Annotated in this window: 9 protein-coding genes and 1 pseudogene; all 10 read right to left on the reverse strand. The window is 61.1% G+C overall.

The genetic code is table 11. The annotated features are described in order from the left end of the window. Nucleotides 1–9 precede the first annotated feature (9 nt). Nucleotides 10–753: a polyprenol monophosphomannose synthase gene (locus ACTAQJ_RS03165; RefSeq protein ID WP_224090400.1), complete on the reverse strand. Its 744-nt coding sequence runs from the start codon at nt 751–753 to the stop codon at nt 10–12. A 420-nt stretch (nt 754–1,173) separates the two neighbouring features. Beyond that, a complete protein-coding gene (locus tag ACTAQJ_RS03170; protein WP_498700636.1) occupies nt 1,174–2,835 on the reverse strand; it encodes an amidohydrolase in 1,662 nt (553 codons plus the stop codon). Between the two features lie 55 nt (nt 2,836–2,890). Continuing rightward, nucleotides 2,891–5,859: pseudogene (locus tag ACTAQJ_RS03175) on the reverse strand (DEAD/DEAH box helicase). Nucleotides 5,860–5,883: 24 nt separating this feature from the next. Further along, entirely contained in the window at nt 5,884–6,720 is an 837-nt protein-coding gene (tatC, locus tag ACTAQJ_RS03180; protein ID WP_477515679.1) for a twin-arginine translocase subunit TatC, read from the reverse strand. A gap of 6 nt (nt 6,721–6,726) precedes the next feature. Next, complete coding sequence (tatA, locus tag ACTAQJ_RS03185) at nt 6,727–6,996, reverse strand: Sec-independent protein translocase subunit TatA (protein ID WP_431115294.1); 270 nt, start codon at nt 6,994–6,996, stop codon at nt 6,727–6,729. A 36-nt stretch (nt 6,997–7,032) separates the two neighbouring features. Then, nucleotides 7,033–7,383 (reverse strand): hypothetical protein, encoded by a 351-nt coding sequence (locus ACTAQJ_RS03190; protein WP_498700639.1) that lies wholly within the window; start codon nt 7,381–7,383, stop codon nt 7,033–7,035. A gap of 9 nt (nt 7,384–7,392) precedes the next feature. After that, nucleotides 7,393–9,432: a helix-turn-helix transcriptional regulator gene (locus ACTAQJ_RS03195; RefSeq protein ID WP_498700640.1), complete on the reverse strand. Its 2,040-nt coding sequence runs from the start codon at nt 9,430–9,432 to the stop codon at nt 7,393–7,395. A 98-nt stretch (nt 9,433–9,530) separates the two neighbouring features. Next, nucleotides 9,531–9,926 carry an FKBP-type peptidyl-prolyl cis-trans isomerase gene (locus ACTAQJ_RS03200; RefSeq protein ID WP_216925697.1) on the reverse strand — a complete coding sequence of 132 codons (396 nt, stop codon included), beginning with the start codon at nt 9,924–9,926 and terminating at the stop codon, nt 9,531–9,533. Nucleotides 9,927–10,013: 87 nt separating this feature from the next. Then, on the reverse strand, nt 10,014–10,943 hold the full coding sequence (locus ACTAQJ_RS03205) for an FKBP-type peptidyl-prolyl cis-trans isomerase (RefSeq protein WP_216925698.1): 930 nt from the start codon (nt 10,941–10,943) through the stop codon (nt 10,014–10,016). 129 nt (nt 10,944–11,072) lie between these two features. Further along, nucleotides 11,073–12,437: a Pup--protein ligase gene (gene pafA, locus ACTAQJ_RS03210; protein ID WP_477515676.1), complete on the reverse strand. Its 1,365-nt coding sequence runs from the start codon at nt 12,435–12,437 to the stop codon at nt 11,073–11,075.

A 12,437-nucleotide genomic window follows, 5' to 3' on the forward strand; every position in this document is an offset into this window, starting at 1 on the left:
AAGCTACCTTTATTTTGCGAGGGCAGGCTGTTTTCCGGTGAGCTTGGCCCACCGTGCCGCCAAGCCCCATTTGGTGACGTTGATCATGGCTTCCACCACAATGTTGCCACTCATCTTCGATGCACCGAGTTCCCTCTCAACGAAGGTGATGGGACGCTCCTCAATACGCAGGCCGAGCTTTGCCACGCGCCAGGCAAGATCAACCTGGAAGCCATAACCCACTGAATCCACTTCATCCAACTTGAGGGCTTCAAGTGTGCTGCGGCGGAAAGCACGGTAGCCGCCCGTGACGTCCTTGATTTTCAAGCCAAGCATGATGCGGGCATACGTGCTGCCAATACGGGAGATTGCCTGGCGGTAGAGAGGCCAGTTCACAACACTGCCTCCCGGTACCCAGCGCGAGCCCATGGCAAGATCGGCGCCCTCTTTGACCGCATCAAGGAGGAGGGGCAGCTGCTCGGGCTTGTGGGAGCCATCGGCGTCCATCTCGACCAGAACGTCATACCCGGCGGCGAGGCCCCACTTGAAGCCGGCGATGTAGGCCGCGCCAAGGCCTTCCTTGCCTTTGCGGTGCAGCACGTGCACTTGCTTGTCCTCGGCGGCAATACCGTCAGCAAGTTGTCCCGTGCCGTCCGGGCTGTTGTCATCAACCACCAGGACGTCCGACTCAGGCACTGCGGTCCGCAGCCGGCCCAATGTCTTGGGGAGCGATTCCAGCTCGTTGTAGGTAGGGATGATCGTCAGGACACGCAAGAAGAGGCCTTTCCTTGATGGAGCGGTCAGTGTGCCGGACCAGCCTCAGGGCTGGCGTTCTGGCGCAACTCTCCATTATAGGACGATCCTGTGCACTACTACGGGCAGCTGTGGCCCCGGCCACACAGACTTAAGCGCTGCGGGCAGGTCCATAGACCCAGGACCAGTGTTGTCCGGACAGGCATTTTGCCGGACGAACTGTTTTCTAGGGCCCTATGGGCCTGCCCACTCGCGTACCGCCACCAAGCCATATCCTGGCCGCGAACCAGATAATTACTCCCGGGAAAGCCCCAGGACTTAACAATCTGTTGAGCCTCAATGCTACGGACTTTACAAAAGCTGTCAACCAGGGCTTGACCTGCGCGTTCGTGCATCGTCCCAGTTCAGGCGGGGAGTTCAAACCTCAAGGAAACAATGGGCTCAGACCCGGAGGGATTCGTGCGCGAAGAGCTCCTGGCCTTCCCTCACCGTCTGCAGACATACAGGATCGTTGCCAGTATCCAAGGCCGGGAGCAAGGGGGTGCGGGCACGGGGATCGGTGCTCCAGGACTGCACACGGCTATCCGCTACCTGCACCATGAGTTCCTCAATTTCCCATACCGCGAAGCTGGCTGGCGCACCAGGGACGAGTTGGCCCATGAGAGGGTTCCTGTGTTTGGTGGCCCGCCAGCCCGCCCTCGTATGGCCAAGGAAAGCCGCGCGCGCTGAAATGCGCTGGTCCGGGTTGCTGTGTTCCAGGCAGGCCCGGATGCTGGACCAAGGGCTGAGCGGTGTGACCGGGCTATCGCTGCCAAAGGTGATCGGAACTCCGCTGGCGTAGAAGGACGCAAACGTGTTCATTGCCTGGCTGCGGCCGCCGAGTCGTTGCTCGTAGAGTCCCCCAGGGCCTCCCCAGAGAGCGTCGAATGCCGGCTGCATGCTGACAGTCACTGAGTACTTGGCCAGCTTCTCGACGGCGGACTGGTCGGCGAGCTCAACGTGTTCAAAGCGGTGACCCGCCGCGCGGATCCGCTGCTCCCCCACCTCGTCAGCTGCGGCGTCCAATGCCTCAAGCGCAACATCAAGTCCTGCATCACCGATGATGTGGAAACCGCCCTGGATTCCCAGCAGCGAGCATGCAGCAAGGTGCTTGGCGGCTTCATCCACTGAAAGATACACGTTGCCCCGTTGACCTGGCGCATCGGAATAGTCTTGCCTCAAGGCAGCTGTCCGCGAACCGATGGAACCATCGATGTTCAGATCTCCCGCCAAGCCCAGGACGTCGGGGCCCACGCTGTCCAGGATCCTGCGGGCGTGATCTTCCGATGACGCCAGCTCGCCCCAATACGGCAGCACCTGCGGTTTGCCGGCTTGCCTGTTCCAGGACATGGCCATCTGAAGATCTTCCGGCCCGCAAATGTGTGGGGCCGACATTTCCGCAAGGGCAACATAGCCGTTGGAAGCCGCATAATGCAGGGCCTGTTCCTGATACCCGCTCCGTTCGGCCTCACTGAAGCGCCGCGCCGCGAGGCGGGCGGCGGTGTGGGCAGTCCTTACTACGCGGGCGCTGTCCCCCGTGAAGCCGTCCATGCCAGCAAGGCCTGCCGCCGCCGCAAGGGAGGATGAAATGAGGGCGGAGTGAACGTCAATGCGGGAAAGGTAAACCTGCCTGCCGCCCGAGGCCTGTTCCAGCCCTTCAAGCGTTGGAAGGGTGGCATCCTGCCAGGTTGTTTCGTCCCAGCCATGCCCAAAGACAGTCCCGGTACCGCCAGCGGCAGCAACGGCGTCCAGCAGTTCCCGGGCAGAGCGCACGCCCGTCAAGGACAGTCCAGCCAAAGCGAGGCCCGTCTCCGTCAAGTGAGCATGGGAGTCAACAAAACCCGGCGCCACGAGGGCTCCCCGAAGATCAATGATGTCCATGGTGGAATCCGCGATGGACGTCGCTGCTTGCTCGGAGCCCACCCACGCGACCGTGTCACCGTCCACCACCATGGCGGTAGCGAACGGATCGGCAGCGGTATAGATCGAACCGTTCCGGTAAAGGGTCACCTTGCGGACGTTTTCGTGGGGGCGGTCGCCGGCGGACAGGCCTGGCTGGTTCATGCGGTGTGCTCCTCGAGCGTTGAAGAAGGTCTGGGGTCTCGAAAACGGTTCCGGGTCAGGCGATGGTGGAGTAAGCCACGACCCCCCGGCGGACCAGATCGATGGATTCACGGCAGATCCGCGTCAAGCGGGGATCCAGTTGTGGAATTTTGGCGAGTTGGTCCAGGAGGTCAACCACTTGCTTTGCCCAACGGACGAAGTCGCCTGCAGCAAGGTCAGTGCCGCTGAGCACGTCCTGAAGATGGCGGCCTTTGGCCCACTTGTACATGGGCCACATGAGCCCCAGCTCCGGTTCGCCGGTCAGCGGAAGCCTGTTCTGTTCCTCGGTGTCCTCAAGTTGGGACCATTCCCGGACGACGATGTCGACCGCCGTTTCCAGCGCAATCGATGGCATCCTCGGGCGAAGGCCCCGGTCTTCACGCTTTGCCTGGTACACCAGGGTGCTGGCCAAGGAGGCCAGCTCGGCAGCATCGAGATCGTTGATGGCACCACGCCTGATGGATTGTGAAATGAGCAGGTCCTTCTCACCGTAAATGCGCCGCAGCCGCTGCCCGTCCGTGCTGATGGTGACCTTGCCGGCGTCGTTGGTTTCGAGGTACCCATAGGCCGAAAGGACGTCGCATACGCGATCGAAAGTTTTGGCAATCGTGTTGGTCCTGCTTTGGATCTGGCGGATCAGGCCGTCTGTCTCCTTGCGAAGTTTCCACCAACGCTCGCCCCAGCGGGCGTGGTCTTCGCGTTCACTGCAACCATGGCAAGGATGCGCCCTGAGCGCCCTGCGTAGTTCAGTGATCTTCTGTTCCTGGTCCGGGAGCCGGGAACCCAGGCCAAAGTCTTCATGCCTGCTGTTGCGGCGCGACTTGGGAGCATCGTCACTGATGGCATGGCGCATGGAGGAAGCGAGGTCACGCCGCGATTTGGGGACCTTGGCGTTGAAGGATTTCGGGATCCTGATCCGGGTCACAGGAGACACCGGGGCATCGACGTCGTGGACGCCGATCCGGCGCAGTTGATTGTCCGAGGTGAGGACAGAAGGCCTCGGCTCGCGGGCGTTGGCATCGGAATCAAGCACGACGGCGTAGCCCGCCAGCCTGCCGCTGGAGACGCTGATGACGTCCCCTGGGATGAGCCTCGTCAGTGAATCCGCCACCCTGGACTTTCGCGCGCGGTGGTAGTTCCGTTCAGCGAACTGTTCAGTATCACTGAGCTCCCGCCGGAGCCTGGCGTATTCGGTGAAGTCGCCCAGATGGCACTCCATGGATTTCGCGTATCCTGCCAACGACTCCTCGCGGCCACGGACCTGCCGCGCCAGCCCTACGACGGAGCGGTCCGCCTGGAACTGCGCGAAGGACGACTCGAGGATTTCCCGTGCCCGGACCCGGCCAAACTGGGCAATCAGGTTGATGCTCATGTTGTACGTGGGCCTGAAGCTGGAATTCAGCGGGTAGGTGCGGCGGGACGCCAAGCCAGCCACGGCAGCGGGATCCGTTCCCGGCTGCCACAGCACTACGGCATGGCCCTCGACGTCGATACCGCGGCGTCCAGCCCTGCCAGTGAGCTGCGTGTACTCCCCGCCGTAATGTTGACGTGGGCTTCGCCGTTGAACTTCTCAAGCTTTTCCAACACCACGCAACGCGCGGGCATGTTCACCCCGAGCGCCAACGTTTCGGTGGCAAAAACTGCCTTGACCAAGCCATCCGCAAACAGCTTCTCCACTACCTCCTTGAAGGTGGGAAGCATGCCCGCGTGATGAGCCGCGAAGCCCCGGATGAGGCCGTCGCGCCAGCCCCAGAATCCCAAGACATCGAGATCATCGGCAGGGATTTCATGGCTTGCTTCATCCACCCGCTGCGCAATGATCTGCTGTTCGCGTTCGGTAGTGAGCCATAGTCCCGATGCCGCGCACTGGGCCACTGCAGCATCACAACCGGCCCGGGAAAAAATGAACGTAATGGCAGGCAGCAGGCCCTGACGGTTGAGGCTTTCAATAACCTGGGGGCGGCTTGCCTTCCGGACTGGGCTGCGCTGTTCAGTGTTCTGCCGTTCATCCCTGGAGCGGTCCTGCCGACGGCGGCTCCGGCCACCGTGGCCGAAGCGGCCGTTGAAGTTCATCCGGCTCTCGGAGCGGGCCATTGCCAGCAGATCCGGGTTCACTTCGAACTCGGGGCCGGTCACTGCCTGGCGGACCGGAGATGCCACGGAACTCTTGACGGCGGTCTTCCGGGTTTCTGCCGGGAGGGTGGCCTCGTCCACGGCGTCGTCAGCATCGCTAAGGTCCGGAACTTCTGTGTCCGGTATCTGGGGAGCGATTTCATCGAAAGTGGTATCACCGGCAAAGAGGTCAACGATCTCCCTGCCCACCATGACGTGCTGCCACAGTGGCACGGGCCGGTGCTCGGACACGATGACGTCGGTATCGCCCCGAACGGTATCCAGCCATGCACCAAACTCTTCGGCATTGGAGACCGTTGCGCTCAGCGAAGCAACCTGTACTTCACTGGGCAAGTGAATGATGACTTCCTCCCAGACGGCTCCGCGGAAGCGATCTGCGAGGTAGTGGACCTCGTCCATCACGACGAAGCCGAGGTCACCGAGCGTCTCCGAGTCGGCGTACAGCATATTGCGGAGGACTTCGGTGGTCATGACCACAACGGGCGCCTCACCGTTGATGGTTGTATCGCCCGTCAGCAGGCCAACGTTGGCAGAGCCATACTTGGCGGCGAGCTCGGAGAATTTCTGGTTGCTCAGCGCCTTGATGGGTGTTGTGTAGAACGCTTTGAGGCCACGTTCCAAAGCCAGATAGATGGCAAATTCGCCAACGATCGTTTTTCCCGCCCCCGTGGGAGCCGCGACGAGGACGCCGCGGCCCTCCTGTAATGAGCGGCACGCCTCACGTTGGAAGTCATCCAATTCGAAGTCCAGCGTCCGGGCAAAGGCACCAAGATATGTCTTGGCCTCAGCTGCCCGGTGAGCTGCCGCCTGAAAGCGGTCTGATGGTGATGGAGACCCGGAAATGGAGGACATGCACCAAGCCTAATGGCCTGAGGTCTAGAGATTCTCCAGATCCGAGGCCGGGGTAGCAATATCTGCCGTGGCTTCGGTCTCAGCAGCACGCTTGATGGCACGGCGTTCCCGCCGGCGGTCGTTCCAGAGACAAACGCCGATGGCAGCGAAGAACAGAAGCAGCATGGGCGCCGCCAAGTAGAACATGCTCATGGCGTCGGCACCCGGGGCAGCCATGGCCGCGAAAAGGCAGACCAGGAAAATAGTGATCCGCCAGCTTTTAACCAGTTGCTTGCCCTTGACGATTCCGGCCAGGTTCAGCCCGACCAGTACCACCGGCACCAGGAAAGCGATTCCGAAGGCCAGAAGAAGCCTGAGGACAAACGCAAGGTAGATTTCGGCGCTAATGAAGTTCGAAGCGCCGGTGGGCGTGAAGTCCGTCAGGACACGCACTGCGTTGGGGAGCACGAGCCATGCCAACAGGACGCCGCCGATAAACAGCGGAACGGCAGCTGCTACAAACGACAGAGCCAACCGACGCTCTTTTTTGTGCAGGCCAGGGACTATGAAGGCCCACAGCTGGTAGATCCAGACAGGACTGGAAAGGATCACGCCAAGGAATACGGAGACCTGCACCATGAGGTCGAATGAGCTGGCTACGCCATCAAAGTTGAGGCTGGCAGCGCGGCCCTCTTTTTCGTTGAGGTCTTTGATCGGCTTGATCAAAGCTTCCAAGAGGGGTTGATAGACGATGAAGCCCAGCACCGTCCCAAGAATAACGCCGATGGCAGCCTTGAAGAGCCGGTTCTTCAGCTCCTTAAGATGGTCAAGGAGCGCCATCCGGGCTTCGGGGTTGGCCTTGCGCCCCTTCGTCTCTACCACTTCTTCTTAGACGCGGTTGGAGGGCGGAACGTCGGTCTCGCCGGTGTTCTTGGCCTTTACGTCGGGGTGGTCTACAACCCTGCCTTCGACGGCGTCAGAGGGGTCTTGGGTTTCCTTCTTTTCGGAGGACCCGTCCTTCTTCATTTCCCGGACTTCAGACTTGAAGATACGCATCGACTGGCCAATGCTGCGCGCCATGGACGGCAGCTTCGGTGCAGCGAAAAGCACCAGAGCCAGGACGATGATGATGATGAGATGCCAGCCTTCGAGCCTCATGTGGGGAGGTCCTTTCCTTTTGGATACATCCTACGTCTATCTGAATTCAATGTCGTGCAGGGATTGGGGCTGACCCCGCTCTGCTTTGCGCTGAACGCGCTTCTGGCGACGAACTTCCTGGCGGAAGGCTTTGGCCGTCAGGTAATCATGACGCATCTGCTCCGGCGAGGCAAAAATTGCGGATCCCGCCTCCGGGTGGCGTTCCGGGGCCTCAACATCGGAGGTTTCTGCGGCAGGAGAAACATGGCTGAAACGTTTCCCAGCGTCCCCTAATTCGTGAACAGTGGCCATGAATTTCCTGAACAGCCGAAAACCCAAGGTCACATGGAGGAGCAACGACAGGGCTATGAGCGCGATCCACAGCAGGATCCAAAACCACCAAGGCATCTGAGTAGTCTAGCCAGCCACGATGTCCGACGAGGAAACGGCACCGTATTGGTCCAGGGCCGCTGTGAGCCACGCCTGGACTTTCTGGCGCAACTGCGCAGGGTCCAGCACCCGCACCGTCCCTCCATGTTGGGACACAAACATTGGTAACCACTCCACATTTCCAAAGCGCACCTCGGCGAGCAGTCCGCCATTGGGCAATTCGGCAGTGCGCTCGGCGTAGTAGTCGTCAGCCAGGCCAGCACCCTGCCGGGTCAACTCAAGCACCACCAGGACGTCGTCGTCACTGGGCGTGAAGAGCCGTGCCGGAAAGTCTGCATCAGCAGTTGCTGTCCCGGAGACAGGACGGCCATTGGGTTCCAGGGATTGCACACGGTCCAGCCGGAAATTCCGGAGTCCCGACTTGCTATGGCAGAAGGCCTCGAAGTACCAGGTGTTGTCCAGGGAGTAGAGCCGCAGGGGGTCCACGTCGCGCTCGGTTACTTCATCCCTTTGCGGGGAAAGGTAGCTCAGGCGCAGTTGTTGGCCGTCCCTGATGGCGTGCGTGATGGTGGCGAAGGCTTCCGATTGCTCGGGTGCCACCGACTGGCCTGCAACGGCACCGGCCAAGCGTCCGGCCTGTCCTGCGGCACCCGTCAATTTGATGGTCACAGACTCCAGGGCGCTGCCCGGTTCGTCTTCGGGCAAACCTGCAAGTGCAGGCAGATCGCCGAGCATCGACAATCCAGTCAGCAGCGCCGCGGCTTCGTCCTCGCTGAAGCGAACAGGACGGTTCAGGTCCAAATGCTCCGTGATGTACACATGGTCGTTTTCCCATTGGATGTCCAGGAGATCGTCCGGGTAGCCTCCGGGCAGCCCGGAACAGATCAGGATTTTCAGGTCGTCGATAAGTGCTTTGCGGCTGATGCCGAAGCGGTCAGCTACCTCCTGTACGTGCAGGCCCTGATGGTGGACCAGGAAGGGCACCAGTTGCAGCATGCGCGTGAGTTGGTCTTCGGACGTGCGTTTCCTTGATCGCTGCGCGCGCGCAGCTTCGGGGAATTCCACGGGGATGGCCGGGGACGCATTGAACTCCGCAGCGCTTTTGAGCCGGCGTACGACGGCGGCACGCAGCTCGGCAGGTTCAACCACTTTGAGGTGGGGGCCATACGAGGCCAATTCCTCGGCGAACTGTTCGGGATCCCGGAAGTCCACCAGCAGCCTGTCCCTGCCGTCCAAGCCCTTCTCAGCCGGTTCCTTCCCGGCACCGCTGGAAACAGCACGTTTGCGCAGGGCGAGAAGACGTCCGGCGTCTACGTCCATGACAGCCTGCTGCACGGGAAGTTCGTTGAGCGAATCCAGCTCCGCCCGGGCGTTGAAACCGGCTGGCGGCTCGAAGGAACTGCCAGGTATGGCCGAGACGGCGGTGGTCATGCGTGACAACCTGAAAATCCGCTTGGCTGCCCTCCCCCGGTCAAATCCCACGAGGTACCACTGCCCAAACCGGCTTCCCAGGCCCCAAGGCTCCACCTCGCGCACTTCCTCACGCCCGGTGCTTCCGGCGAGGTACCCGAAGCGGACCCCATGCCGGCCGTGCATGGCTGCAACGACGTCGTCGAATGCTTGTCCGGCTGGCTTGATCCGCGGCTGGACGCCGGCAGGAAGGTCGACGGCGGTGAATCCACCTGCGGCCTGCAGCTTGCGGACGGCATTGACTGCGGCGTTGCCGAGAGCAGCACGTTCCCACAACTGGGCGGCAAGGAGGAGGACGGTGGATTCGGCGGGCGTCAGGCTGACATCAGGAAGCCTGTTCGAGTCCTTGCCAATGCGGTAGCGGGTTGATGCGGGATCCTCGGACCCGAAACTGCGGGGGTCCGTGAGGGTCTCGATCTCAAAGCCGAACTGTTTCAGATCCACTTTGTCCCGCTCGAACATCCGTCCGAACGCGACGTCGTTTTCGGCGGTGTCGCGATAGACCTTTTCCCGCAGGACAGAGCGCGGAAGGCCCACCCTGGTATTGAGCAAGGCAAGCAGGAGATTCAGGAGTCGTTCAGTGCGGGATGCGGACACGCTTGCTACGTTACTAAAGTCCTGGGCGAAAGCAGCAAGGCGCGTCACCGGCCCGGCAAAAGCCGGAAGGTAACGCGCCTTGGCAGGAAGCTTTCGCCCTAGCGGACAGCTACGAGGTCAACGACGAAGATCAAGGCCTCATTGGGCTTGATTGCTCCGCCGGCGCCACGGGACCCATACGCCAGTTCTGAAGGGATCTCCAGGCGGCGACGGCCGCCAACCTTCATACCCAGCAGGCCCTGGTCCCAACCCTGAATGACCTGGCCTACGCCAACACGGAAGTCCAGCGGAGCACCACGGCCCCAGGAAGCGTCGAACTCTTCGCCCGTAGACCAGGCGACGCCAACGTAGTGGGTGGATACGGTGTCGCCGGCTTTGGCCTCGGCGCCGGAACCCTCGATGAGGTCCGTGATGACGAGTTCGGTGGGAACGTCGCCTTCCGGGAAGTCGATTTCGGGCTTGGTGCGGTCGAAGTCACGCTGACCAAATGACATGGTTGCTCCTTGCTTTGGGGGACGTAGGGGTGTGAGGGACGAATGGTGCCAGGAACCAGCTTAGCCAGTCCCGGATCAGGTAGCTGCCTACTTGACGCCGAGGATGTCAACGACGAATACGAGATCGCCCTTGGCTTCACCCTGTCCAGCCGCGCCGTAGGCAAGGTCCTGCGGGATGACCAGAAGAACGCGGGAGCCAACCGTCTTGCCTTCCAGGCCTTGGGTCCAGCCCTTGATGACACCGGAAAGCGCGAAGCTTGCTGTCTGGCCCCGGTCAAAGCTCGAGTCGAACTTCTGGCCGCCCACAAGATTGACGCCTACGTAGTTCACCGTGAGGGTGTCAGTGGCCTTAACAGCAGCGCCGGAGCCCTTGATGAGGTCCTGTGCGATGAGTTCCTTCGGAGCGGCTGCGCCGTCAACGGAGATCTGCGGGATGCCCTTGTCATCTTCCTTCACGGTGGGGAGCCCAGCCGGAGGAGTGACGGTCTCGCCTTCCGGCTTCGACAGGACCGGAGCTGCTTCCTTAGCGGAAAGCAGCTTGAAAACCACCAACTGCGTAGAGCCGGCTGCGGCGCCCGTAGCTGCCGAACCCGGCGCGGCGAACGCGATGTGGGAACCGATCTTGGCGCCAACAATGGCGTTGTAGATCAGCTCATTGCCCTTCTTGAGCTCGTCATTCAGCTCAATGGGCTGGGGGCCGTTCTTGTAGACGTCTTCAACGGTCTTGCCGTCATTGCCATCCACGGCGATGTATGCGAGCTCGGCAACCTGGCCGGCTTTGATACGCTCGCCGTTGCCTTCACTGACTACCTTGATGGTTGGTTCAGCGACGGTAAGCGGCTTGGTGAAGTCCAGACCAGGGGCTTTGTCATCTCCGTTATCTGTCACCTTCACGGAATCGAGTTTGGAGACATCGCCGGATGACTGGCTGGTGGGCTCGGCGGCTGGCGTACCCCCTCCCCCACACGCAGTGATGAGCAGCAGGGCAGGAAGAAGAATTGCTAGGAGTCGGCGCACAAAAAAGACACTTTCGTCGGGGCAAGGGACACTCGGAAAGGCGCATGGCAGATCCAAGCCAATGGCCTCTTGGAAAGAGGCCACAGTCCAGAATAGCCGGTGAAGCTGGGAGTCCGCTCAGAAAAGCTGTTAGCCCATGGAGTCCAGGAGCGCATCAACGCGGTCGTCGACGCTGCGGAAGGGGTCCTTGCACAGGATCGTCTGGTGTGCGCGGTCGTTGAGCTTCAAGTGCACCCAGTCCACCGTGTAATCGCGTCCAAGTTCCTGCGCCCTCCGGACAAAGTCTCCCCGCAGCTTGGCCCTGGTTGTCTGGGGAGGAGTGTCAACAGCGTCCTTCACTTCGGTTTCGGGGACCAAACGCCGTGCGGCATCCCGTGATTGCAGCAGGAAGAAGAGGCCGCGCTGGCGTGAAATGTCGTGGTAGGTGAGATCCAGTTGAGCAATGCGTGGCGAGTCCAGGCTGAGGTCGTGCCGACGCATGTAATTGTCCATCAGCTTCTTCTTGATGGCCCAGTCCACCTCGGTATCGATAGTGCTGGTATCGCCGCTTTCAATGGCGTCCAGGGTCCGCTCCCACAGATCGAGAATAAGCGGCACATGGGCATTGTGTGCGCCGTTCGCGGCCACGAACTCTGTGACCTTTGCCAGGTACTCCCGCTGGATATCGAGCGCCGAAAGTTGCCTGCCGTTTGCCAAACGGACCAAGGCGCTGCCCGTGAGGTCGTGCGAAATTTCCCGGATGCTCCGGATGGGGTTTTCCATTCGCATGTCCCGCATGATCACCCCTGCCTCGATCATGCGCAGGATCAGGTCCACCGTGCCCACCTTGAGGAGTGCGGATGTTTCGGACATGTTGGAATCACCCACGATCACATGGAGCCGCCGGTAGAACTCGGCATCGGCATGCGGCTCGTCACGGGTGTTGATAATGGGGCGTGACCTGGTGGTGGCAGAGGACACGCCTTCCCAGATGTGGTCCGCCCGCTGTGAAAAGGCGAAAGTTGCACCATGGGGTGTCTTCAGCACCTTGCCCGCTCCCGCGATGAGCTGACGGGTCACCAGGAACGGGATGAGGATCTCGGCCAGCCTGGAGAACTCACCCCGGCGGGGTATGAGGTAATTTTCGTGGCTGCCGTAGGAGTTGCCAGCGGAGTCGGTGTTGTTCTTGAAGAGGTACACCGTGCCGTTGAAACCCTCCGCGGCGAGCCGGGCCTGGGCCTCATCAACGAGGTCGTCCAGGATGAGCTCGCCGGCGCGGTCGTGGGCGATGAGTTGCGCGAGGTCGTCACATTCTGCGGTGGCGTATTCAGGGTGCGAACCAACGTCCAGGTACAAGCGTGAACCGTTGGTCAGGAAGACATTGGAAGACCTGCCCCAGCTCACCACCTTGCGGAACAAATAGCGGGCCACTTCTTCGGGGGCCAAAGGACGTGAGTCGGGGCTTGAATAGGAAATCCCAAACTCCGTCTCGATGCCGAATATGCGCTTGTCCAT

It is taken from the genome of Arthrobacter sp. alpha11c (genome assembly GCF_054149985.1).

Coding starts and splice junctions, on each gene's coding strand:
- ACTAQJ_RS03170 (WP_498700636.1), bottom strand. CDS start 2,835: ATGAACCAGCCAGGCCTGTCCGCCGGCGACCGCCCCCACGAAAACGTC.
- tatA (WP_431115294.1), bottom strand. CDS start 6,996: ATGAGGCTCGAAGGCTGGCATCTCATCATCATCATCGTCCTGGCTCTG.
- ACTAQJ_RS03190 (WP_498700639.1), bottom strand. CDS start 7,383: ATGCCTTGGTGGTTTTGGATCCTGCTGTGGATCGCGCTCATAGCCCTG.
- ACTAQJ_RS03200 (WP_216925697.1), bottom strand. CDS start 9,926: ATGTCATTTGGTCAGCGTGACTTCGACCGCACCAAGCCCGAAATCGAC.
- pafA (WP_477515676.1), bottom strand. CDS start 12,437: ATGGACAAGCGCATATTCGGCATCGAGACGGAGTTTGGGATTTCCTAT.